This is a genomic window from Clostridium sp. D5 (assembly GCF_000190355.1).
Lineage (GTDB): Bacteria > Bacillota > Clostridia > Lachnospirales > Lachnospiraceae > Faecalicatena > Faecalicatena fissicatena_A.
The window spans coordinates 1,502,597-1,525,283 of the sequence record NZ_GL870809.1; the positions used below are offsets into that span (position 1 = coordinate 1,502,597).

23 protein-coding genes and 1 pseudogene are annotated in these 22,687 nt (G+C 45.1%); 17 read left to right on the top strand and 7 right to left on the bottom strand.

Annotated features, from left to right (window positions below; translation table 11 throughout):
* The first annotated feature begins 56 nt into the window (after positions 1-56).
* From HMPREF0240_RS06295 to HMPREF0240_RS06305, 3 genes are all read left to right on the top strand, one after another.
* Positions 57-857 carry an ABC transporter ATP-binding protein gene (locus tag HMPREF0240_RS06295; RefSeq protein ID WP_009002605.1) on the top strand — a complete coding sequence of 267 codons (801 nt, stop codon included), beginning with the start codon at positions 57-59 and terminating at the stop codon, positions 855-857.
* Positions 844-1,587, top strand: coding sequence for an ABC transporter permease (locus tag HMPREF0240_RS06300; protein WP_009002606.1), 744 nt, complete (start codon positions 844-846; stop codon positions 1,585-1,587). Before HMPREF0240_RS06295 ends, HMPREF0240_RS06300 begins: the two co-directional genes overlap by 14 nt.
* Before the next feature lie 615 nt (positions 1,588-2,202).
* Positions 2,203-4,431, top strand: a complete 2,229-nt coding sequence (locus HMPREF0240_RS06305) for a 3'-5' exonuclease (RefSeq protein WP_009002607.1) — start codon at positions 2,203-2,205, stop codon at positions 4,429-4,431.
* An 85-nt stretch (positions 4,432-4,516) separates the two neighbouring features.
* On the opposite strand, the gene HMPREF0240_RS06310 is transcribed toward HMPREF0240_RS06305, so the two are convergent.
* Positions 4,517-5,413 carry a helix-turn-helix domain-containing protein gene (locus HMPREF0240_RS06310; protein ID WP_009002608.1) on the bottom strand — a complete coding sequence of 299 codons (897 nt, stop codon included), beginning with the start codon at positions 5,411-5,413 and terminating at the stop codon, positions 4,517-4,519.
* 136 nt (positions 5,414-5,549) lie between these two features.
* Between HMPREF0240_RS06310 and HMPREF0240_RS06315 the strand changes: the two genes are divergently transcribed.
* The 7 genes and pseudogenes from HMPREF0240_RS06315 (at position 5,550) to HMPREF0240_RS06345 (ending at position 10,963) form a co-directional block, all read left to right on the top strand.
* Positions 5,550-6,905, top strand: coding sequence for an MATE family efflux transporter (locus tag HMPREF0240_RS06315; RefSeq protein ID WP_009002609.1), 1,356 nt, complete (start codon positions 5,550-5,552; stop codon positions 6,903-6,905).
* Between the two features lie 138 nt (positions 6,906-7,043).
* Complete coding sequence (locus HMPREF0240_RS06320) at positions 7,044-7,679, top strand: sugar O-acetyltransferase (RefSeq protein ID WP_009002610.1); 636 nt, start codon at positions 7,044-7,046, stop codon at positions 7,677-7,679.
* A 62-nt stretch (positions 7,680-7,741) separates the two neighbouring features.
* Positions 7,742-8,107 (top strand): annotated as a pseudogene (locus HMPREF0240_RS24600) (DapH/DapD/GlmU-related protein); the annotation flags it as partial.
* 15 nt (positions 8,108-8,122) lie between these two features.
* A complete protein-coding gene (locus HMPREF0240_RS06330; protein ID WP_009002612.1) occupies positions 8,123-8,908 on the top strand; it encodes a histidinol-phosphatase HisJ family protein in 786 nt (261 codons plus the stop codon).
* Positions 8,909-9,019: 111 nt separating this feature from the next.
* Complete coding sequence (locus HMPREF0240_RS06335; RefSeq protein WP_035312452.1) at positions 9,020-9,766, top strand: EFR1 family ferrodoxin; 747 nt, start codon at positions 9,020-9,022, stop codon at positions 9,764-9,766.
* Positions 9,767-9,951: 185 nt separating this feature from the next.
* A complete protein-coding gene (locus HMPREF0240_RS06340; RefSeq protein ID WP_035312595.1) occupies positions 9,952-10,470 on the top strand; it encodes a GNAT family N-acetyltransferase in 519 nt (172 codons plus the stop codon).
* Between the two features lie 28 nt (positions 10,471-10,498).
* Positions 10,499-10,963: a GNAT family N-acetyltransferase gene (locus tag HMPREF0240_RS06345; RefSeq protein WP_009002615.1), complete on the top strand. Its 465-nt coding sequence runs from the start codon at positions 10,499-10,501 to the stop codon at positions 10,961-10,963.
* Here the strand turns inward: HMPREF0240_RS06345 and HMPREF0240_RS25175 are convergent.
* Complete coding sequence (locus HMPREF0240_RS25175) at positions 10,932-11,384, bottom strand: TIGR04076 family protein (protein WP_083806121.1); 453 nt, start codon at positions 11,382-11,384, stop codon at positions 10,932-10,934. The two genes, HMPREF0240_RS06345 and HMPREF0240_RS25175, sit on opposite strands and share 32 nt — an antisense overlap.
* Before the next feature lie 18 nt (positions 11,385-11,402).
* Positions 11,403-11,615, bottom strand: coding sequence for a helix-turn-helix transcriptional regulator (locus HMPREF0240_RS23325; RefSeq protein ID WP_157134229.1), 213 nt, complete (start codon positions 11,613-11,615; stop codon positions 11,403-11,405).
* A gap of 453 nt (positions 11,616-12,068) precedes the next feature.
* Between HMPREF0240_RS23325 and HMPREF0240_RS06360 the strand changes: the two genes are divergently transcribed.
* Entirely contained in the window at positions 12,069-12,920 is an 852-nt protein-coding gene (locus HMPREF0240_RS06360; protein ID WP_009002618.1) for an Rpn family recombination-promoting nuclease/putative transposase, read from the top strand.
* Positions 12,921-13,161: 241 nt separating this feature from the next.
* Here the strand turns inward: HMPREF0240_RS06360 and HMPREF0240_RS06365 are convergent, their stop codons facing one another.
* The gene (locus HMPREF0240_RS06365; protein WP_009002619.1) at positions 13,162-13,755 is read right to left on the bottom strand and encodes a helix-turn-helix domain-containing protein; all 594 of its coding nucleotides are present in this window, start codon (positions 13,753-13,755) and stop codon (positions 13,162-13,164) included.
* Between the two features lie 350 nt (positions 13,756-14,105).
* Positions 14,106-14,492 (bottom strand): DUF4180 domain-containing protein, encoded by a 387-nt coding sequence (locus HMPREF0240_RS06370; RefSeq protein WP_009002620.1) that lies wholly within the window; start codon positions 14,490-14,492, stop codon positions 14,106-14,108.
* A gap of 603 nt (positions 14,493-15,095) precedes the next feature.
* On the opposite strand from HMPREF0240_RS06370, the gene HMPREF0240_RS06375 reads away from it, so the two are divergent.
* The 5 genes from HMPREF0240_RS06375 to tpiA are packed head-to-tail and all read left to right on the top strand — an operon-like array spanning position 15,096 to position 19,198.
* A complete protein-coding gene (locus tag HMPREF0240_RS06375; protein ID WP_009002621.1) occupies positions 15,096-16,367 on the top strand; it encodes a uroporphyrinogen decarboxylase family protein in 1,272 nt (423 codons plus the stop codon).
* A 26-nt stretch (positions 16,368-16,393) separates the two neighbouring features.
* Entirely contained in the window at positions 16,394-17,449 is a 1,056-nt protein-coding gene (locus HMPREF0240_RS06380) for a sugar ABC transporter substrate-binding protein (RefSeq protein ID WP_148486291.1), read from the top strand.
* Entirely contained in the window at positions 17,442-17,912 is a 471-nt protein-coding gene (locus HMPREF0240_RS06385) for a dihydroxyacetone kinase subunit L (RefSeq protein ID WP_050794487.1), read from the top strand. The genes HMPREF0240_RS06380 and HMPREF0240_RS06385 overlap by 8 nt, the downstream gene beginning before the upstream one ends.
* Positions 17,913-17,917: 5 nt before the next feature.
* The gene (gene rpiB / locus HMPREF0240_RS06390) at positions 17,918-18,376 is read left to right on the top strand and encodes a ribose 5-phosphate isomerase B (RefSeq protein WP_035312454.1); all 459 of its coding nucleotides are present in this window, start codon (positions 17,918-17,920) and stop codon (positions 18,374-18,376) included.
* Positions 18,377-18,427: 51 nt separating this feature from the next.
* Positions 18,428-19,198 (top strand): triose-phosphate isomerase, encoded by a 771-nt coding sequence (gene tpiA / locus HMPREF0240_RS06395; RefSeq protein ID WP_035312455.1) that lies wholly within the window; start codon positions 18,428-18,430, stop codon positions 19,196-19,198.
* 56 nt (positions 19,199-19,254) lie between these two features.
* Here the strand turns inward: tpiA and HMPREF0240_RS06400 are convergent, their stop codons facing one another.
* The gene (locus HMPREF0240_RS06400; protein WP_009002626.1) at positions 19,255-19,941 is read right to left on the bottom strand and encodes a P-II family nitrogen regulator; all 687 of its coding nucleotides are present in this window, start codon (positions 19,939-19,941) and stop codon (positions 19,255-19,257) included.
* 24 nt (positions 19,942-19,965) lie between these two features.
* Complete coding sequence (locus HMPREF0240_RS06405) at positions 19,966-21,501, bottom strand: DUF1538 domain-containing protein (protein ID WP_009002627.1); 1,536 nt, start codon at positions 21,499-21,501, stop codon at positions 19,966-19,968.
* Between the two features lie 310 nt (positions 21,502-21,811).
* Here HMPREF0240_RS06405 and HMPREF0240_RS06410 point away from each other — a divergent pair, with 310 nt between their 5' ends.
* Positions 21,812-22,678: a helix-turn-helix domain-containing protein gene (locus HMPREF0240_RS06410; RefSeq protein ID WP_009002628.1), complete on the top strand. Its 867-nt coding sequence runs from the start codon at positions 21,812-21,814 to the stop codon at positions 22,676-22,678.
* Positions 22,679-22,687 lie beyond the last annotated feature (9 nt).

The following is a 22,687-nucleotide window of genomic DNA, read 5'->3' on the forward strand; positions in this document are numbered from 1 at the left end:
CAATGTTTCGATTGGTGGTATTCTTTTGCTGTAAATTATGAAGTGGAGGTAGAAATATGCAGGAAGTAATCAAAGTCGGGCAGCTTACAAAATCTTATACCCAAAGGGCACCCCGTAACGCATGCCCTGCGGGTGGGTCTGCAGCAAGCAGCAGAATAAAGGAGAATCTGCTGAAGGCAGTAGGCAACGTCAGCTTTTCCGTGGGCAGAGGCAGGGTTTTCGGGCTGCTTGGGGCCAATGGTGCAGGAAAGAGCACGACAATGGAATGTATTCTGGGAACTAAAAAAGCAGACAGCGGCCAAATATCCGTTTTGGGTATGAACCCGCTGACAGACCGTAAGAAACTGTTTGAGAGAGTAGGTGTTCAGTTTCAGGAAACAAGCTATCAGGAACAAATCACTGTAGGGGAGCTCTGTGAGGTGACAGCGTCCTTATACCGCAATGCCGCCGACCCATGGGATCTGCTGAAAAGGTTTGGAATAGCAGACAAGAAAAAAAGTTTGGTAAAGGACTTATCCGGAGGGCAGAGGCAGCGTCTGTTTATCATCCTTGCCCTCATTCCCGATCCTGAGCTTGTATTCTTAGACGAACTGACAACCGGGCTTGATGCAAAAGCCCGCAGAGAAGTATGGAAAATTCTTTCAGAGCTTAAAGAAAAAGGCTTAACTATACTGTTGACTTCTCATTTTATGGACGAAGTTGAGGCCTTATGTGACCAGATCTGTATTTTGAAAGGCGGAAAGACTGTATTTTACGGAACTGTTTCAGAAGCAGTAAAAACCAGTCCATACGGAAAATTCGAGGATGCCTATCTCTGGTATACAGACGAGGAGGAAAAAGAAGATGAAAACCTTTAAGACGATGTTAAAAACGGAGTTGAAGTTATCACTGCGGGGGATGGATATGTTTATATTTGCCATCTGTGTTCCCCTGGTGGTACTGATCATCCTTGGGATGATTTATGGACAAAAACCGGCCTATGACGGTGCAGAATATTCCTTTCTGGAACAGTCATTCGGAGCACTTGCAGCTATCTCTATCTGTGCAGGCGGCGTGATGGGGCTTCCGTTAGTAGTATCAGACTACCGCAGCAGACATATCTTAAAGCGCTACAAAGTAACCCCCGTCAGTCCCGCGCTGATTTTGTTGGTACAGGTAACCATCTACACAATGTACGCAGTGATTTCCCTTTTGCTGTTGTTCCTTGCGGCTAAATGTTTCTTTGGTTATCAGTTCAGGGGATCACTTTCAGGCTTCTTGGGCGGCTATCTCCTGGTTCTTGTTTCCATATTCAGCATTGGCATGATGGTAGGCGGTATAGCGCCAAACACAAAAATGGCCGGGGTCATCGCCAGCATCCTCTATTTTCCCATGCTGATCTTTTCCGGAGCAACGCTGCCATACGAGATCATGCCTCCGGCGCTGCAAAAAGCCGCTGATATCCTGCCGCTGACACAAGGAATCAAGCTGCTGAAATCGGCTTCTTTAGGGCTCCGGACGAAGAATATTCTGGTTCCGATCCTGGTTATGATTCTCATAGCCGTAATCTGTATAGGGATATCCCTGAAATTCTTTAAATGGGAATAACAGACTCATATAGTAAAACTGAAGAACTATGAATGAAAGGCCACCCGTCCAGCTTTTCGTGCTGTACAGGCGGCCTTTACCCCCAAAATTATCTCCACTCCAATCCGCCACTCCCGAGAAAATCCCCCAGCAATTGTGCAAGCCTGACATACCGGATGAACGCAGCCTGACTGATCTGGGGAGAGGGACACCGGCCGGGAAGACAGGGGGCTTTCTGGAAGTATAGAGCGCACGGATTAGAAGTACTTGCGCAAGAGGAGCTGTCCATGAGGGATGGAAAGTGATTTACCAAAATCACTTTCCAGTCCGGCTTAAGGCGAGAAAGCATCAGGCTTTCTCGCTGCATGCCGGACGTGCCCTCATGGACAGCTCCTCTTGCGCTAGTACTTCTCCGTAAGCGGGTTACTTCCAGAAAGCCCCCTGTCTTCCCGGCCGGTGTCCCTCTCCCCAGATCAGTCAGGCGACCCTTTCTCCCCCTAGTCCCCCGTACAATTAAAAATTTTCCCCTATTTTTATAAGTTAAAATGTGGTAAAATTTTATCCAATGATATAGTTCTTGGTGATCCAGCAGGGAACCTTTTTCCCTGCTGATTTTAAGTGAAAGGTGTTTATTGAATGGAATATAATCAGTCTGAACTGGAATTTGAGAATAGAAGATTAGCTGAAACCACAGCGCTTGCTGCTAGGCAGCTGGAACGTGCCCGAAAGCGTAACGAGGAGAATAAGTCTGATATTATAGCTGCTAAGAAGGAGCTTCGTGATAATACATCCCATTCAATACCGGATCTTTGGTCCTCAGATGGGTTTGAGGCTCTTGCCGAATTGAGTCAGGATATGAACTTTGTTTCGGATAAAATCACAGCTTATGAGGAAATGGAAAATAAAATAATATTGCTGGAAAAGATCATAAAGTCGCCATATTTTGCACGGATTGATTTCAAATTTGAGGAGGAAGAGGCATTCGAAAAAATCTATATCGGACGGTCTTCTCTGAAGGAAGAAACATCGCATGAAATGTATGTTTACGACTGGAGATCACCAATTGCGAGTGTTTTTTACCGCTTTCTGACGGGAAACGTTTTTTATGATGCACCGGCAGGGCGGATCACAGGCGAGGTGAACTTGAAGCGGCAGTATGAGATTAACGACGGTAAACTGGAGTATTTTTTTGATGCGGATGTGCAGATAGTGGATGAATTTCTGCGGCAGCTGCTGTCTCAGAATACATCCACAAAGATGAAGGCGATTGTTGAGACGATACAGCGGGAGCAGGATATTGTGATCCGGGATATGGAAAATGATCTGATGATGGTACAGGGGGTGGCGGGCAGCGGCAAGACATCTATTGCGCTTCACCGGGCTGCATACCTCATGTATCAGGGGCTGTCGGGAAGGCTGTCGGCAAATAATATCCTGATTATCTCGCCGAATACCCTGTTTGAACAATATATTTCGGACGTTCTGCCGGAACTGGGAGAGAGTAATGTTGTCTCTATTGTATTCGAAGATATCCTTTCATCTGTTCTGAAAACAAAGCGCATCCAGTCCAAAAATAAATTTCTGGAAAATCTGATTACAAGCAATGGGTACCATAGGATTATTAAAAGCAGCATAGAGTTTAAAACCTCACTTCAGTTCCTGGAAATTTTAAACCGGTTTATCAATGATCTTCCGCATAAGTGGATCGAGTTCGAGGATGTGTACTATGAGGATAAGTGTATCGTTAAAAAAGAAGCTCTGAGAAATAAGGTGCTGGGCAGAACGGAAACACCACTGGGAATCAAATTAAAGCAGCTGGAAGATATAATCATGGATTTAATCAGGGATTCTAAAAAGGGCCGGATTAGAAATTCTGAAAAGGAGCTTATCAGGCAGGGGATTCAGAAATTTACCGAGCCTGATATTTTCAGCCTTTATAGGAAACTGTTTCGCGATAAAGATTATTTCCGTAGTCTGGCAGGGGATTCCGGGGCCTGCGGCAGTCTGGAGGAAATACTGGAATATACACAGGAAAATCTGGATACCGGCTATCTATATTACGATGATGCCATTGCCCTGGCATATTTATATCTGAAGATGAACGGCGCTGGCAGGTATTCGCAAAGAACGCCACAGAACGCATATCCTGCCGGCGGGGGAGCAGAGGGGGGCAGAATCAGGTATCAGGACATCAAACAGGTGGTAATCGATGAGGCTCAGGACTATTATCCCCTTCAATATGAGATCTTTCACCTGCTGTTTTCGAATTCTAAATTCACGATCCTGGGGGATATTAATCAAACGTTGGAAAAACAGGAGAATCTGACTTTATATGAGCAGATAGGAGGTATCCTGAAAATGAGAAGATCTTCCCTGATTACTATGGATAAAAGTTTCCGTTGCACGAATGAAATATTAAATTACAGCCTGAAATTTATTGATCACAGGCCTGAGATCAAGAGCTTTAATCGAAATGGGGATGAACCGGAGATTCATATGGCAGGTGATCAGAAGAAACTGGATAAAATGATAGCTGATGAGGTCAGTTACTGCTTGGTAAATGGGTATCGGTCCATCGGGTTGCTCTGTAAAAGCGAGAAAAATGCCCGTATCCTGTTTGAAAGCCTGAAGGACAGGTCGGATATTCAGCTGGTACAGGAAGGGAGCATGCCGGAGCTTCAGGGGGGATTTATTATGCCGGTTTATATGTCAAAGGGGCTGGAGTTTGATGCGGTCTTAATCTGCGATGCCGACCAGAAGAACTATAAAAGTGAAGAAGATAAGAATCTTTTGTATATTGCATGTACAAGAGCTCTTCACCGGCTTGGATTATTTGGTATCGGAGAAGCCAGTCCATTACTTTAAAGTGATGGACCGGCATATCAGCTTCAACACGATAGGAACCATAAAGAGGCAGATGAATAAATAGCATGCTATGAAAAGTGATCGTTCATTCAGTAAGGTGCTGTTTTCTGAATTCATTGGGGGTACATCCATAGCTTTTGGAAAAAAACTTGGAGTAATAGCTGAGATGATTGAACCCGCAGGCCGTTGCAATCTCTGTGATCGTGAGTGCGGTAGTTTTCAGCAGGCTGCAGCTTACCTCCAGCCGGTAATGATTTAGGAAGTCTATAGGGGACTGCTGCAGATATTGCTTGAAGATAATGCAGCATTTACTGCGGCTGACGTTTCCTGCGGCGGCAATATCTGCGAGTGCTAATTTTTCTGCGTAATTCTGATAAATAAACGATACCATGTCTTTTTGAATTGCCAGATCAGAGTCAGGCAGGACCTCAGGTTTTGAGGAGGCCATTTGAGGGATTCCGAGAAGACGGTTCCACATGAGCATCATAGACCCCATTACTTCCAGCTCATATCCCGGGACAGCCTGTTCCTTCAGCTGCATGATCCGGTCAAGCAGTGACATCATCTCATCGTGAAGGATATCCTGCGGTCCAAAGTGGAGATATTCCAGGCGGGAATTATCCAGGACGGGCACAAAATATTTCTGTTTCAGCAGCTGATTTGTTGCGAGAAGCCGGGGATGGATCAGGATACATATAAATATACAGTTCTGCTGGTTCTGCGAATATCCGTAATGCATCTGCTTTGCGTTCACCATAAGGCAGTCATTTTCATTTAACAATATTTTTTTCCCATTGATACTATAATTCATCTTGCCTTTCAGGACCCTGATAAATTCAATATCCTCATGCCAGTGGCAGAGGGCGCGTTTATCAGGATAATTGGACAAATTGCCGGTTTTGATATATAAAGGAATGCCGGCTGTATCATAGTGAACAATTTCAGAAGCATCGTGCGTAAGATCCAGATTGACTTTAGCCATATTACACCTCATAAATACGATTATTATAAAAAATGAAGAATATATTGATAGAAAAGGGCGAATTTGAATAATATCATTATACTATACCGCGGAAAAAATAGAAACAATCAACATGCTGTATTTGTGAGGAAAACCGATGAAAGTAAAAAATAATGAATTTTATAAAAAGCTGTTTGCCCTTGTCCTGCCGATTACCGTGCAGAATCTAATGACAGCTCTTGTCAGTGCATCGGATGCCCTGATGCTGGGCTTTTTAAACCAGAGTGCACTGTCTGCAGTATCACTGGCAACCCAGGTACAGTTTGTGCTGAATCTTTTTTATGCTGCACTGACCATTGGGACGACTGTTCTGGCGGCACAGTACTGGGGAAAAGGTGATGCAGAGTCTGTGGAAAAGGTGCTGGCAGTTGTTTTGAAAGTATCCTGTCTGATTTCGTTTGTATTCTTCCTGGGAGCGGTGCTTATCCCCGGCCTTCTGATGCGTATATTTACGAATGACGCAGAGCTGATCATGCTTGGAATCCCATATCTCAGAGTAGTCAGCCTGTCCTATCTGTTTACCGGAGTCTCTCAGATCTACCTGTGTATTATGAAGAACAGCGGCAGGATAATGAGAAGTACAATATATGGTTCTGTAGCCGTGGTCCTGAATATTCTGTTAAATGCAGTTTTGATCTTCGGATTACTGGGATTCCCGAAAATGGGAATTGTGGGGGCAGCGCTTGCCACAATATTCTCGCGGGCAGTGGAGTTACTGCTTGTACTTCTGGAGAACAGAAAGAAAAGTACAGTCCGCATCCGGTGGAAATATCTGAAAGCAGACAGCGGGGGACTGAAAAAAGATTTTTATCATTACACAGTTCCTGTATTAGGAAACGAACTTGTATGGGGCTGCGGATTTGCAATGTTTTCCGTGATTATGGGGCATCTGGGCAGTGACGCGGTAGCTGCTAATTCCATCGCAAATATTGCGAAAAATATCATTGCCTGTATGTGTCTTGGAATTGGGACCGGCAGCGGAATTCTGGTGGGAAACGAACTGGGCAGAGGGGATCTGGAGCTGGCAAAGGAGTATGGCGGAAGGCTCTGCAGACTTTCACTGGCTGCTGGAGCGCTGTCGGGTGGCCTGCTTCTTGCATGCAGTCCGCTGATCATACGGTTTGCATCCACTCTCAGCGGGCAGGCGCAGGAATATCTGAAAATGATGCTTTTTATATGTGCCTATTACATGATAGGGAAGGCAATGAATTCTACCATAATTGCCGGAATCTTCTGTGCAGGGGGTGACACCCGGTTTGGGCTTTTCTGCGATCTGATAACAATGTGGGTGATTATCGTACCTATCGGTATACTGGCCGCATTTGTGTGGAAGCTTCCGATTCTCGTAGTCTATTTCCTGCTGAATCTGGATGAATTCGTGAAGCTGCCCGCGGTTTACCTGCATTATAAGAAGTATAAATGGATGAACAATCTGACAGCTGATACAATATAAGAAATGACTGGTACATGTAGATTCAGGTCAGTCTAACAGGCAGATAGCAGGTGCTATATGCACACGTACTTGGAGAACGGATTACTAGTATGCAATGGAACATTTAAAAACAGAGAAAATGATCAGGAGGTAGTGAATATGGATAACAGAGAACGAAGAGACCTGGGGATGGCGTATATTTCCGATGATTCCGTAATGGAGGAACAGAAGCGATGCAGAAAACTGATGCAGGAACTGAATACTGCGGACCGCTCAGACTATGAGGGGATTAAAAGAATAATTAAAGAAATGCTTGGCAAATCTGAAGGCGCCTTTATTAATCCGCCGTTTTATTGTGATTATGGTTCCAACATCGAAGTGGGAAAGAGTTTCTTTGCAAATTATAACTGCACGATTATAGACGTGGCTAAAGTCACAATCGGTGACAACTGCCAGCTGGCACCCAATGTCTCGATCTATACGGCGGGGCACCCGGTACACCCGGTATCCAGAAAATCCAAGTATGAGTACGGCATAGCAGTTTACATAGGAGACAACGTGTGGATCGGCGGCAACACAGTGATTCTTCCGGGAGTACATATCGGAAGCAATACAGTCATTGGTGCGGGCAGCGTGGTGACTAAGGATATCCCTGACTGGGTAGTAGCAGGCGGGAATCCGTGTAAGGTGATCAGGAAGATCACGGAGGAAGACAAAAAGTTTTATTATAAAGATAAAGAATTTGACACGGAGGCCTGGGAAGTGGTACAGAACCTCAGAACAGAGCAGAGATAGCAGGAAATAAAGGAGAAAACAGGTATGACAATGAAAGAAAGAATTCGGGCAACTGCAATTTTGTAGATGACGTGAGCATCACGATCGGAGAAAAAGTGCTGTTAGGTCCGGCAGTGACGATTGCAACAGTCGGACATCCTGTCAATCCTGAGATGAGAGAATATATGTACGCGGATCCGGTAATCATAGAGAATAACTGCTGGATTGGCGCGGGTGCCGTGATCTGCCCGGGCGTGCGTATCGGAGAAAACAGTGTGGTCGGTGCGGGAAGTATCGTGACAAAAGACATTCCGCCCAATTGTGTCGCGGCTGGAAATCCGTGCAGAGTGATTAGGGAAATTGATGACCGAGATAAGAAATATTATTATAAAGACAGGAAGTTTGAAGAAGCAGATCTGCTGGAAGAGGCAGAACTTCGAAACAGCTGAAGCAGGAGGAAAAAAATGCAGGCAGATTATCATGTCCATACTTATTATAGTGATGATTCCGAGTGCCCTATGGAAGCGATGGCGAAAAAGGCGGTTCAGGTGGGGCTGGAGGAAATCGCATTTACAGAGCACGTGGACTATGGTGTGAAAACGGACTTGAACTGTGACTATGAGAACTATTTCAAAGAACTGGAAAGAATCAGGCAGAAGTATCAGGGAAAACTGACGGTGAGAGCGGGGATTGAATTTGGCGTACAGCTCCATACAATGGAACGTTTTCAGCAGGACTATGAAAAATATCCCTTTGATTTTGTGATTCTCAGCAATCATCAGGTCGATGACCGGGAATTCTGGAACTATGAGTTCCAGAAAGGGAAAACACAGGAGGAGTTTCAGTGTGCATATTATGAGGCCACATATGAGGTGGTAAAAAGATATAAGAACTATTCGGTTCTGGGACATCTGGATATGATCAAGCGTTATGACCAGCATGGGGAATATCCGGATGAAAAAATCATGGGATTTGTGGATAAGATACTCGGTCAGGTCATTGCAGATGGAAAAGGTATCGAAGTGAATACGTCCAGCTTCAAATACGGGCTGAAGGACTTAATGCCGTCCCGGGCAATTCTCAGGCGGTATTATGAACTGGGCGGAAAGATTCTAACAATTGGGTCTGATACACATGATACGGTGCATCTGGGGGATCATATTGAGGATGTAAAAGAAATATTAAAGAAAATTGGTTTTCGTAAGTTCTGTACTTTTGAGAATATGATACCGGTATACTGGGAGCTGTGATATAATGAGCGTTAGTGAGGAAAGCGTGCCTGCACATTTTCCGAACGGCGAATGACGATCATGAATCTCTGATTCATGATATAATGAGCATCAGTGAGCAGGAGGAAGGTTATGATTTTTTATTTTTCCGGAACAGGAAACAGCGAATACGCAGCAAAACAAATTTCGGAGGTTCTTGGGGAAACGGCCGTAAATTTAAATGACAAGATCAAAGAGAAAGAAGGAACCGCTGTCAAACCGGAAGAGCGGCTTGTTTTTGTGGTTCCGACCTATGCATGGCGGATACCGAGACTGGTGGAGGCGTGGATCCAAAAGGTAAGATTTGAGGGCACCCATAAGGTCTATTTTGTTATGACTTGCGGCGGTGGGATTGGGAATGCAGAGAAGTATCTCCAGAAACTTTGTGAGCAAAAGCATTTCACATATATGGGGTGCGCAGAGATTGTGATGCCGGAGAACTATATTGCCATGTATCCGGCGCCGGAGGAAATGGAAGCGAAAATGATTGTGACTAAGGCCGTGCCGGAGATCCGGAAAGCAGCAGAGTATATCCGGGATGGCAGGAAGCTGCCGGAGATAAAGATTACGCTGCAGGACAAAATAAAGAGCGGCATTATCAATGACATTTATTACCCTGTATGCGTACATGCAGACAAGTTTTATGCGAAGGATAACTGCATTGGATGCGGAAAGTGTGAGAAGGCCTGTCCGCTTAATAACGTGAAGCTTCAGGATAACCGTCCAGTCTGGGGAACGCGTTGTACACATTGTATGGCCTGTATCTGCGGTTGTCCTGTGGAGGCGATCGAGTATGGGAAAAAGAGCGTGGGACAGCCTCGCTATCAGTGTCCGGTGTAAACATACAGGCACAATTTGCAGGAAAATGGACTGACAAGATACTGGTATATCGTCTGGTAATTGACTTACAATGTACAAGGAAAAATGAAAATTTATTTACCGGCAGGGTACCCGTTCAGGATGCCCTGCCGGTGGTGCGTGACCATACAGCAGATCATAAAGCAGTTAATAGAAAGGGAATAATAATGATTTTAGAAACAGAAAGATTATATTTACGCGAAATGAACCAGGGGGATTATGATTCACTCTGCAAAATTCTGCAGGATCCTGAAGTCATGTATGCATATGAACATGCATTTTCAGAAGAAGAAGTACAGGACTGGCTGGACAGGCAGATACATAGATATGACGAATATGGTTTTGGCCTGTGGGCGGTGATACTGAAAAAAAACGGTGAGCTGATTGGGCAGTGCGGATTGACCATGCAGGATGCCGGCGGCCGGGAAGTCGTTGAAGTGGGCTATCTGTTCCAGAAAGCATACTGGCACAAAGGATATGCCGCAGAGTCTGCCATTGCATGCCGGGATTATGCATTTGAAAAACTACAGGCAGAAGAAGTGTATTCCATCATTCGGGATAACAACATTCCTTCACAGAATGTGGCCAGGCGAAATGGCATGGCCGTGTGCGGTGAGATTACAAAACATTATTACGGAATGGTGATGCCCCATCTGCTGTATGCGGTGAAGCGGGAAAAAAATTAGTTGAAAAAGTTAAGGGGTGTATAGTATCATGCATATTCATTTTGAACCAATTACCAGCCAGAACAGGGAGATAGCCCTGAATCTGAAAATTGCCGACAGCCAGCATGGTTTTATTGAGTCTGTACAGCAGTGTCTTTCGGAGGCAGACCGGTGTAAGCGCTGGCATCCGGTGGGAATCTATGACGGAGATACCATGGTTGGTTTTGCCATGTATGGATTCTTCCGCTGGCAGTATCTTCCCTTCGGCAAGCTGTGGATGGACCGGCTGCTGATTGATGAAAAATATCAGGGGAAGGGGTACGGCGGCGCCGCTTTATCCGGGCTGCTTCATCTGCTGACACGAAATTACCGGTGCAGGAAAATCTATCTGAGCGTGATTGAAGGAAACGATGCCGCTGTCCGCCTGTATGAAAAGTTTGGTTTTTCTTTTAATGGAAAGCGCGATATGCACGGAGAGCATATCATGGTGTATCAGGTAAAGCCTCAATTTTAAATATAACGGGACGCAGGCCGTCGTTACAGCTGCAGATGGCTGCCCCGGGCTTACGGATCCTGTCTCCATAATAAAAAACCTCTTTCCCGGCCCCGTGAGAGAGTGCCAATACATACTGGCAGATCGCTTTCCTGGCTTCATCACAGAATCCTTCCGGCTTTGCATAATCCGCGTAAAATACCTGCCCCTTTTCCATCATGGGACATGGTACCATCGTCTTATCATCACAATCCAGCTGTACATCCAGCGGTGCTATGAACATTCTGCATCCTCCGCCCTTTTCCCTGATATAGTTATAAAATAAATGGCCCAGGCTAAACGCAATAATCTGGTGGGAACCGCCGGGTGATACCATGTTATAAAAAACTCCGTCGATCAGCTCGACCCGCCGTTCTTCCGGCTGGGTATAGTAATCCTTCAGAGTATACGGCCTCTGTACTTACGAGAGCATAGGCGATTCTCTTATGAAATCTGGTTCTTCCTCCCCTCTTAATATGTGCTCCAATGTCTGAAGCATCTCATATTCAGGGGACTTTATTTCACCGTTGAAAATTCTGCGGATTGTTTTTACTGAAATCCCCGATAAATCTGACAGCCGCTTAAAAGTGTAGCCCTTTTGAATGCGTATCATTTTCATTTCGCTAATTGTCACTTGCATTACCTCCTTCCAATGCACAAATTTTTGGTGAATTTTGCATTTCTTCATAATAACAACGTTGCTGCTTAAAAATGTTGAAACCTTGACGAACTGTCAAATAAGTAAATTAGACTTTTGTACTTTCCAGAAAAGAAAGTACTGAGATTAGTAAAATATACATCTGCACAGCTGGAATGTCAAGCGTGTATAAACAGACTTTAGTTCATTGACAATTAGCGTCTTTATATGGTAATGTTAATCAACCAATAAAATGAATTGGAAGCATTTCAAACATTCTTTATATTCATCATTTTGAAACATCTAATTTCAATCCTGAGGGCAATTTCGCCCGGTAATTCAATGTTTGAAGAAGTTAAAAATTGCAGGGAGGGATGCCTATGCTTGTTTTTTTCGCGTGCCATTTACTATTAACAGATTAAATTATATGTTAGAATAGAGGAGAAACATATGGACACAAAGCGAAAAATAATACCGCTAAAAGAACTGAATCTTACAAATCGCTTTTTATTTGATGAAGTATTGGAAGATCCAGATGCACATCAGGACATATTAAGTATCATTTTTGGACGGAATGTTCCGCTGCTGGATAAAAATGAGACGGAAAAGGAACTTAGGGTGTCACCGCTTTTACGAGCAATCCGGATGGATGTATTTTCTATGGATGAAGAAGCTGTCATTTATAATACGGAAATGCAGCAGAAAAAGAAGGGGGATCTGGCAAAAAGAAGCAGGTATTACCAGGCTATCATAGATACCTCTCTTTTGGAACCGGGGGTTCCCGATTATAATCAACTGAACTCGGCATACATAATCATGATCATGACATTTGATTTGTTTGGGTATGATAAATATATGTATACTTTCAAATCCAGATGCGAGGAAGTACCGGAGTGCTGCCTGGAAGACGGAGCAGTGCGGATATTTTTAAATACACGTGGTAAGGAAAGGCATGAGGTTTCAGAGGAACTGGTGCAATTCCTTTACTATCTGGAACATACAAATGATGAGACGGCAGCCAATATGGACAGTGAGCGGATTAAGCGTATACATCAGCGGGTACGTAAGGTGAAAACGAGCGAGGAAGCAGGGGTGAGATATATGCAGGCTTGGGAAGAAAGATATTATGAGCGGGAAGAAGCCAGAAATGAAGGATTAGAACAAGGAATAAAGGCAATAGTTAAGGATTATATGGAGGAAGGTTTTGATAAGGATAAGATAATAAAAAAATTGCAGAAACGATTTACATTGTCTGGGGGAAAAGCAGAAGAATATTATGAGAAATTTTCTAAGGAAAATTGAAAGTGCAGCTGCCAAAACGCCAGTATATGGCTGTCAGGATAAAAAAAATATAACAAGGCAGAAAAGGAGATTCCCGGAACGATAAAAGCCATGCCCGGGCGGGAGGCTGAGAAAATCATTCCGGCGTTCACCTTTTTTCGTTATCACATTTGACAGCCATACAACATATCCGGTCGCTCCTGTTCAAGCGTTCCGTACAGTTATCTGATTCTCCACAGCAATATCTTTCTGCAGAGGGGAATTACTTACAATTTTTAAGCTTTTTAATAAGACCGTGTTTGTTACAGCAAACGTATAATTCGCCTTTATGCATGACCGGAAAACGTATTTCAGCGGCCTGTTCAGGATATAATTTCATTAAAAGCACCCGGTCAGAAGTTACATATGCCGCGAAAGTGATATAATGTTGTTTGCTCATCTCATGTTCTAATGTAACATAGTAATCATTTTCTATTTCATCCACATGGATTCTGTGATACGAATCTTCATCCTGTGGTACCAAAGGAGTAAGTCTCCTCCCACAGCAGGAAATCTCATTATCTCCTGTACAGAACAAAATATTGCCACAATCCGGGCAGACGTAAAATTTTATTTTTTTCATATTTCCCCTATCTATATCATTAGGCCTCAAATCACCTGACAATATCTTTTCAACATCAACCTCTAAAATATCCGACAGTCCACGAAGCAGCGAAACATCAGGACACCCAACCCCGCGCTCCCATTTCGAGATAGTCCTGTCACTAATATTCATCGCATCAGCAAGAGCCTTTTGTGTCATCCCCTTCTCCTGACGCAGGGTAAGAATCAACTTACCAACCTTACTGCAATCCATCACCTTCACCTCCTCAATCATCATATCCCCTAATTAAAATAATTACAACAAACGCTCCGTAGAGTTTCCCAAAGAGAGTTATTAGTATATATATCATAAATTTTGATAAACTTCATAAAACCTGCATAGAGCATATAACACCATCACTTTTCCCAACCTACCAGCACCAAGATTTTAAAAACAAATGCATCTATTCCCTATCCGTATACTCAATTCCATCCGCCGCTCCCGCCATAATACTTCTAAGGAAACGCAACCTCCCGGCGGGGACACATAGCCTGTCTGAGAGCGGGACTTCTGCCGTGGGCCGGAAAACTTATGTGCCCCTGCCTGTGGCAGAAGTCCCGCTCTCAGGCAGGCGTCCCCATACCAACTACCTCCCCCAAAAACGAGACAGCCTCCTCCAGCGATCCCACAAAGCAGATATCTTTCCCATGATTGCACTCATATATAAAGTCATGCAGCGGCTTGCTTGTATAGCATGAGTAATCTCCGATGACAGCAATTTTCACCCCATAATTGATATATTTTTGCAGGATTTCCCCGGCAAGGCATGTGCTAAGCTTGAAAAAATCCTCGCAGAATGCCTCTTTATCTAATATCATGCTTGTGCACTCGGTTTCATATTTTACGGAAGCCATCAGATCCAGTGCGCTCTGAGTGTCAGTGACCAATACTTCCGTACCGGTAACACGTGCTATTTGCTTTCCATTATTTGTTATTATTTCTATATTCATGTTCTTATCTGTATCCTTTCATTTAAATTGTTTACGAATAGTACTGCCGCAGATACGACAGTAACTTTCTTTTCATATCTAAATCTAATCTGTAGATATCAGACAGGGCCTCTTTATTATGTCCCATCGTATCACCACCTTTCCCGCAATAAAAAATATTAAGGCGCGAGAAGACCTTGCCAACTATTTTTCATGCATCGCACGTAAGTGACCAAAATACGGTCACTAAGTGCTCATAGCAATAAAAAAACCACATGAGTAAAAAGATTCTTTACCAATGTGGTTTATAAAATGTATTTTATGAGCCACACGGATACAACACAATCAGCGCTCGTATCCGTGAATGTAATTCATGGATAGAACGCTAACTATCTGCCGCCTCTTTCAATGTGTAATAGTTCATAATATACATAATCTGTACCTGCTTTTTTTAATACGAAACTAAAAATATCATATATTGCAGAAAAAGTCAACCACAGCGAAACCCTTTTATAATAATAAAACAGAATACTGAAAATAGAACGCAGAAATGTTAATTGTAGTAAAAATTACCACCTAGTATAATCAAAATATCAAATAATTACACTAAAGGAGGTGTTGTGAATGACATCAAGGGAGCGGGTCAGGGCTGCAATCAATCACATAGAACCAGACCGTATACCGATGGACTTGGGGGCAACAACGGTGACAGGAATGGCGGCAGGTACGATGTCGAAACTGCGGAAGGCACTGGGATTGAAGGAAGAACTGGTAAAGGTAGAAGAGCCGTTCCAGATTCTGGGAAAGGTAGAGGAAGATCTGCGGAGGACGGTGCAGGCGGATGTTGTGGGTATATTTCCAAAGAAAACATTCCTGGGGTTTGAAAATTCGGGATGGAGGCCGTGGAAGCTGCAGGATGGAACGGATGTCCTGATCTCAAAGGATATGAAGTACATCTATGATACAAACGGTGATATTCTGGTATATCCGCAGGGAAACGATTCTGTCAGGCCAAGCATGAGGCTGCCAAAAGGTGGTTTTTACTTCGACACGATTGTCCGTCAGGAGGAAGTGGATGAGGAAAATGAAAACGGCAGGGAAGATTTTCGGGAAGATTATAAGGTGATGAGTGAAGAGGACCTGAGATTTCTGGAGGAAAGTACGGATCACTGTTATAAGAATACGGATTATGCCCTGCTGGGGGTATTCGGGGGCGCCGGATTTGGTGATGCGTCTGTAATTCCGGGACCGGCCATGCTGCATACACCAGGAGTCCGCAGGCTGGACGAATGGATGATGTGGCATCTTCTGAATCCGGAATACATCAAGGATGTGTACGCGTATCAGACAGAGATCTGTCTGAAGAATCTGGAGCTTTATTATCAGGCCGTTGGGGACAAGATCGATGTGATCTATATGAGCGGGACGGATTACGGCACACAGAGAAGCGAGTTTATGTCCAGGGATCTTTTCCGGGAATTCTATAAGGACAATATGAAAAAGGTGAATGACTGGGTGCATACCCATACCAAATGGAAGACCTTCTACCACAGCTGCGGATCTATTGTAAATTTCCTGGATGATTTTGCAGAGGCCGGGGTGGATATTCTGAATCCCGTACAGGTATCTGCGGCCGGGATGGATGCAGTGATGCTGAAAGAAAAATATGGAGATAAGTTTACATTTTGGGGAGGTGCGGTAGATACACAGCAGGTACTGCCGTTTGGAACGCCGGAGGAAGTGATCGCGCAGACGCAGGAGCGGCTGGAAATATTTTCAAAGGGCGGAGGATTTGTATGTTCGGCAATTCATAATATACAGCCGAATACTCCGGTGGAAAATATTTGCGCCTTCTACGATACGATTCATAAGTTTAACCGCCGGAAGGAACAGTAAACCAGAGAGTGAAGGAGGAAGTACGAATGAAAAAAGTTGTGGCATTGTTGTTAGTGACAGTCATGTGTATAGGCGGGGCTGCCGGCTGCCAAAAACAGGAGCCGGATAAAGGGAAACAGGCGGACAAAGAGCAGACGGATCAGACGAAGGACACCCAGAAGGAAACACAGAAAGCATCCGGGGACACGGAGCCCGCAGGCAGAGATTTTACGGATCTCTATAAGGAAGTAGCATCCCTGACAGATAAAGATGCAGTAGATTTTTTCAAAACCCTGCCGGATAAAGGGCTGACACAGGACGAGATCCTGCAGTTTTTTATTGATCTGCCAATCAGCCCGGCCAATAAACAGATCAATGAGATCTATGAGTCGGAAGGTCTGGGAATATTTGCCGATGACTATCCAAAGGGGGAACCTGTAGACGGTTATGTCTGGGAGATCGGAAAGGGAACCGGGATTACAGGCCCTTACAGCAAGCTTGACTTAAAACTGCCTTTTGCAGATTATGTGCCGTTGGAGGAAGGCCCGGTGGGAGATCCTGACAAGACGTATAAAATCGGTTTTGTGTTCCATGGTTTTGACCATCCGTGGCTGATCAACTATGCGGATTCTGCCGAGTGGGAAGCAAAACGCCACAGTAATGTGGATATGAAGGTTCTGGATGCAGAATATGACAACGCAAAACAGGCGGCTTATATCGATCAGTTTATCGCAGACGGCGTGGACGGCATTATTGTATGGCCGCAGGAGGTTGCACCTACGGGCCCGCCGATTGACAGAGCATTGGCGGCGGGGATCCCGGTCGTGACTTCGGACAGAATGTCAGGTTCCAAGGATGTCAATGCACGTGTTACCGGAGGTCTGCCGTCAAATGGAGCTCAGATGGGGATGTTTTTGGCCGACAAGATGGCGGAAGAGGATAATTACAGCTACAAGATGGTTATGCTGAGAAAGCCTCTGGGCGCGAGTTCAGAAGCGCTGCGTACAGGGTATATGCTGAAAGTCATGAGCTACTTCCCGGGTGTGGAAATTCTGCAGAGTTATCACGACTCAGAAAACAGAGCTGTCACCCAATGTGTATGAAGTATTTGAGACAGCGGGAAAAACCATGATTATGTCTATGGGCGGCGCCTCCGGAGTTATATTCGGCAGTCTCTATCAGGCAGGGGCAAAAGGCATGGAACCATCGCCGGAAGTCCGGCCCGGGGAACTGGCTGTCATGTTCAGAAAGTCGCTGGAGGCGATCAAAGAACGGGGAAAGGCGTCTGTGGGAGATAAGACGATGGTGGATGCGCTGGAACCGGCAGTCTGTGCTATGGAAGAAAACTACGGAGATGGTTTTCAGCAGATGATGGAGAAGGCGGAGGCATGTGCAAGACAGGGTTTTGAGAGCACCCGGGAGATGACCGCAAAGTTCGGGAGAGCAAAATCCCTGATGGAAAGAGCTGTGGGATATCCCGATGCAGGAGCGGCGTCAGTGTGGCTGATCTTCCGGTCTATGAAGGAATATCTGGCAGAGAACGGCAGCTCGGTAAAAGAGAGGTGACTGAGATGAAACCAATTGTAATTGGATGTGACAATGCAGCTGTAGAGCTGAAGAATACTGTGATCGACTATCTGAAAAGCAGAGACATCGAAGTAGAGGATGTGGGATGTTTCAGTTCGAAGGACAGTACATATTATGCGTATATCGCGGAGAAGGTTTGCAGCAGGATGATAGAAAGCGGCTATGAAAAAGATGGAATTCTGCTCTGCGGTACAGGGATCGGGATGGCGATCACTGCAAATAAGTGCAGAGGAATCCGCGCCGCAGTCTGCCATGACAATTTTGCGGCGGAACGTTCCAGGCTGAGCAATAACGGAAACGTCCTGTGTCTGGGCGCCAGAATTATAGGCCCCGGGCTGGCCGTCAAGATCGTCAGCGAATGGATCAGACTGGAATTTAAAGACTGCAGTTCCACGCCCAAGGTGGAAGCGATCTGTGAGATTGAGAAAGCGCACTTTAAATAAAGGAGGCGCATGAAAAAAAGAACAGGTATGCTTTAAAAAGAGGAGTGTGTGATGGATAAACTATACTTTGGTACAAACACAAAGATGTATAAAACCAGAAAGCAGACGGCTGATTTTGTGGAGCAGTTGTATGACCTGACGATTGATCTGGATCAGCAGGAAACCGAGTTGTTTGTGATCCCGTCATTTACAGCTCTGGACACGGCGGCCCGTGCAGCAGCCGGAAGAATCCGGATCGGGGCGCAGAATATGGGCTGGGAGGAACGGGGACCGTTTACCGGTGAGATATCCCCTCTTATGATAGAAGAAACAGGAGCATCCCTTGTCATGGCCGGGCACTCTGAACGGAGACACGGATTAGGGGAAACGGATGAAGAGGAAAACAAAAAGGTACTTTGTGCTCTTACGCACCATCTGAAGGTTCTGTTGTGTATCGGGGAGACAAAAGAGGAAAAAGAGCAGGAGACTGCCCGCGAGGTGCTGGCAATACAACTGAAAAAAGGGCTTGCCAGTGTAAAAAAAGAGCAGCTTGGAGAAATTTGGATTGCCTATGAACCGGTATGGGCGATCGGAGAAGGCGGGACGCCCGCCACAGCGGAGTATGCGGCTGAGAGGCACCGGGATATCAGACTGATTCTGAAAGAAATGTTCGGGGATGCGGCCGGTAAAATCCCGATCCTGTACGGCGGCAGTGTAAATCCGGAAAATGCAGTTGAATTGTCGAAGATTTCCGATGCAGACGGACTGTTTATCGGGAGAAGCGCCTGGGATGCACAGAACTTTAATAAAATTATCCGGGCTGTTTTAAAACAAAGGAATTGAGTGGATGCATAGTGCTGCAGTTCCGCCCGTCAGGGCGGCTGCACTATGCGAATCCGTTAATCTTCATCCTGTTCCATAAGCCGCAGCCCTGCGGTTTCTGTAACCGGAAGGGAAAAGATAATCCCTTTCGCTTTTGTAGTCAGTCCGGCCTGATCCATGACCGCCTTCATGATGGCATTTTTATCCTCACTCTTTGCAACGATGAATATCATTTCCTTTTCCGACGCCAGAGAGACCCCCAGAAAATGTTCATATTTTTTCATTCCCGTTCCCTTTGCATGAATGACTGTGCCGCCGCCTGCTTTTGCCCCTCTGGCAGCATCCATAACCATTTCCGTATATCCCAGATTGGCTATCACGACAAGGAGCTCATGTTTTGTTTCCTTCAAAGTGCTTTCCTCCCCTTTCTTAAAATCACGTCCCTCTGTTATAAACTGCAGCTGCTTTTTCCCGCCGACACTGCTTACCGGAATTACAAAGGCGATACCGGTGCCTGGAATATCGATCTTAATCTGTTTTTCCAGTCCGCTTTTTATTTCTTTCCACTCGCTTGAGGAAACCACCCCAAATAGAACCGCCTTTTCCGAGGCTTCAAACCCGAAGGAATGCAGTATATCATCCTCAGCAGTCCCACGGCCCATGGAAATCAGCATGATGTTTACATGGAATTCTTTATAAAAGGCCAGAAACCTTCGGATCTGGTTCCGGTCGCTGATTGTAACCATCAGATTTAATTCACTCATAAAATCCTCGCATTCTTATTTAAATTATAATTCTATAATTGCATCATCGTCCAGCATTTCAAAGTCATTTGCCAGCTGTTCAGGCAGGGAGCCCTGACTGTCACTGCTGTTTACAAGCTTAGCGTAAAGGCCCATGACCTGGATCGTAATGAGCGGCGTCATGGCAACCATCGCCACCACACCAAATGCGTCAGTTACAATATTTCCGCCCAGCGTCACACATGCCCCCTGTGCCAGCGGCAGCAGGAAAGCAGCCGTCATAGGACCGGATGCCACACCTCCGGAGTCAAAAGCGATGGCCGTATAGATCTTAGGTACGAAAAACGAGATTATCAGGGCAATGGCATAACCCGGAATCAAAAACCAGAGGATAGAAATTCCCGTCAGCACCCGGATCATCGCGATACCAAGAGAAATTGCCACGCCCACAGAAAGTCCTGTGCCCATAGCCTTTTCTGAAATAGCGCCGTCTGTTATCTCTTCCACCTGCTTATTTAAAACATATACGGCAGGCTCTGCTTTTACAATAAAATATCCCATTATCATTGCAATCGGAATGATCATCCACCGATGATCAAGTCCCGCGATTACCTGGCCCAAATAGTTCCCGGCAGGCATAAATCCTACATTGACACCGGTTAAAAACAGAACCAGTCCGATATAGGTGTATACGAGGCCCACAAATATTTTCAGCAGTGTCCTTTTTGAAAGCTTTAAAACCAGTAGTTGAAAAGCAAGGAAGAACAGAACAATAGGCAGCAGTGAAACGGCGATTTCCTTCATGTAAGTTGGTAACTCTACTGCAAAAAGCTGCCATAGCTGGGCCGAATTTTCTATTTCAGGAATTACTGGCGGCACGTAGGCGCTTTCCTTTGGATTGTAGATCATTCCCAGAATCATAACTGCCAGAATCGGACCTATGGAACAGAGCGCAACGAGGCCGAAACTGTCATCTGCAGCATGACGGTCACTTCGAATTGAGGAAATACCAATACCCAAAGCCATTATAAATGGAACTGTCATAGGACCTGTTGTCACACCTCCGGAATCGAAGGCCACACTCAGAAAATCCTCAGGCACGAAAAATGCCAGTACAAAGATAATGAAATAGAAGATCAGAAGCAGAGGCGGCAGCGGTATTCCAAACAGCATACGCAAAAATGAGACTACCAGAAACACACCAACACCACACGCTACAGACAAAATTAAAATCATATTTGGAACTGCCGGAACCTGTTCCGCAAGAACCTGCAGATCCGGTTCCGATATTGTAATAATTGCCCCAAGTAAAAAAGAAATTCCTACTACCAGCCACAGCTTCTTACTTCTGGTGAGACAGGTGCCGATCCTCTCACCCATAGGCGTCATTGCAATCTCCGCACCCAGTGTAAAAAACATCATTCCCAACAATAATAGTGCGGCTCCGATTAAGAAGCATAGTAAAATACTTGGGGATATCGGTGCGACTCCGAAGCATAAAAAGAGTACAATACCGATAATCGGCAGTACAGCGCTCACCGCCTCCCGCCATTTCTCCTTCAATTTTTTTGTAATACTCAAACGTTCACCCTGGCTCCTTTCTGTTAAATAAAAAATAGTAAGGCTCGAAAATACCTCACCAGCTATTTTTCATGCATCGCACGTAAGTGACCGAAATATGGTTACTAAGTGCTCATAGCAATAAAAAAGTTGTCTAGTTACTGGTTATTGTTTTATATATTTTAGTATAACATATTTTTTTTGGCATCGAAATATTTTTTTCTTAATGGGTTCATTATTCCACATCCGATGTCTGCTTGTAAAACATTCGGGGGTATGTTAAAGTAAACTGACATAGCGTTAGAACCAACATGTTGAGAGGAGACAGAGCATGCTGACATTCAACAACATATACCGTCCGCTGACTGCACGTCCCTTTTTGGCAGACAGCAGCTACAGAGAGTACCGCCCATGTGTTACCCTGGCTCCTTATGTGTCCTGTTACTGGACCGAAGGAGATTACATACCGGCTGGCGGCAGTGAATCTGGCAGAACCGGACAGAATCAAAGGGGAAGCGGACAGGAGGTACTGGTGATACCAGATACTTGTATGGATATTATTGTCAAGGTGAACCATACCAGACAGCAGCTTACTGGTTATCTGTGCGGGATACAGGACAAGCCGTTTACAACAGGGACACAGCAGAATACGGATAGAATCAGCAGTTTTGCCATCCGTTTTCCTTTTTGGGCGGCGAGTTTTTTCATTTCTATTAATCTGAAAGAAGCGTGTAATCAGACAATGGTGCTGGAAGCTCTGGGGGGAGAATGGGGACGGCTTTTTGAACCATTTTTTTATCTGACAAAGATGGAAGAGCGGATCAGATTGGTGGAAGCATTTTTGCTGAAAAAACTGGATGCTGCTAATGAAAACCCGACTCTGCTCAATTCTATCCATTTGATTTTGTCCGCATCGGGAGCGGTGACGGTTCGGGACGTCTGCGAGTACAGCACGGTCAGCCAGAGACAGATTGAGCGTCTTTTTCTGCAGAAGATAGGACTTCCCCCAAAAAAGATTGCAAGCTTGGTGCGCTACCAGAATGTATGGAGAGACATCGTGATGTCCGGGGACTTTGACGCGCATAATGCTGTATACCGCTACGGCTACACCGACCAGGCGCATTTACTGAAGGAATTCAGGCGTTTTCATGGTACGAATCCGGAGGGGGCAAGAAAGATTGCCATAAAAAACCAGTAATGATGTCGC

Bases quoted from the DNA above. Each gene is read 5' to 3' on its own strand.
- HMPREF0240_RS06310 (WP_009002608.1), bottom strand. From the start codon at position 5,413: ATGGCTAAAGTCAATCTGGATCTTACGCACGATGCTTCTGAAATTGTT.
- HMPREF0240_RS06345 (WP_009002615.1), top strand. From the start codon at position 10,499: ATGCATATTCATTTTGAACCAATTACCAGCCAGAACAGGGAGATAGCC.
- HMPREF0240_RS06320 (WP_009002610.1), top strand. From the start codon at position 7,044: ATGGATAACAGAGAACGAAGAGACCTGGGGATGGCGTATATTTCCGAT.
- HMPREF0240_RS06330 (WP_009002612.1), top strand. From the start codon at position 8,123: ATGCAGGCAGATTATCATGTCCATACTTATTATAGTGATGATTCCGAG.
- HMPREF0240_RS06295 (WP_009002605.1), top strand. From the start codon at position 57: ATGCAGGAAGTAATCAAAGTCGGGCAGCTTACAAAATCTTATACCCAA.
- HMPREF0240_RS06300 (WP_009002606.1), top strand. From the start codon at position 844: ATGAAAACCTTTAAGACGATGTTAAAAACGGAGTTGAAGTTATCACTG.
- HMPREF0240_RS06365 (WP_009002619.1), bottom strand. From the start codon at position 13,755: ATGGATTGCAGTAAGGTTGGTAAGTTGATTCTTACCCTGCGTCAGGAG.
- rpiB (WP_035312454.1), top strand. From the start codon at position 17,918: ATGAAACCAATTGTAATTGGATGTGACAATGCAGCTGTAGAGCTGAAG.
- HMPREF0240_RS06410 (WP_009002628.1), top strand. From the start codon at position 21,812: ATGCTGACATTCAACAACATATACCGTCCGCTGACTGCACGTCCCTTT.
- HMPREF0240_RS06335 (WP_035312452.1), top strand. From the start codon at position 9,020: ATGATTTTTTATTTTTCCGGAACAGGAAACAGCGAATACGCAGCAAAA.
- HMPREF0240_RS06400 (WP_009002626.1), bottom strand. From the start codon at position 19,941: ATGAGTGAATTAAATCTGATGGTTACAATCAGCGACCGGAACCAGATC.
- HMPREF0240_RS06375 (WP_009002621.1), top strand. From the start codon at position 15,096: ATGACATCAAGGGAGCGGGTCAGGGCTGCAATCAATCACATAGAACCA.
- tpiA (WP_035312455.1), top strand. From the start codon at position 18,428: ATGGATAAACTATACTTTGGTACAAACACAAAGATGTATAAAACCAGA.
- HMPREF0240_RS06360 (WP_009002618.1), top strand. From the start codon at position 12,069: ATGGACACAAAGCGAAAAATAATACCGCTAAAAGAACTGAATCTTACA.
- HMPREF0240_RS06315 (WP_009002609.1), top strand. From the start codon at position 5,550: ATGAAAGTAAAAAATAATGAATTTTATAAAAAGCTGTTTGCCCTTGTC.
- HMPREF0240_RS06370 (WP_009002620.1), bottom strand. From the start codon at position 14,492: ATGAATATAGAAATAATAACAAATAATGGAAAGCAAATAGCACGTGTT.
- HMPREF0240_RS06305 (WP_009002607.1), top strand. From the start codon at position 2,203: ATGGAATATAATCAGTCTGAACTGGAATTTGAGAATAGAAGATTAGCT.
- HMPREF0240_RS06380 (WP_148486291.1), top strand. From the start codon at position 16,394: ATGAAAAAAGTTGTGGCATTGTTGTTAGTGACAGTCATGTGTATAGGC.
- HMPREF0240_RS06340 (WP_035312595.1), top strand. From the start codon at position 9,952: ATGATTTTAGAAACAGAAAGATTATATTTACGCGAAATGAACCAGGGG.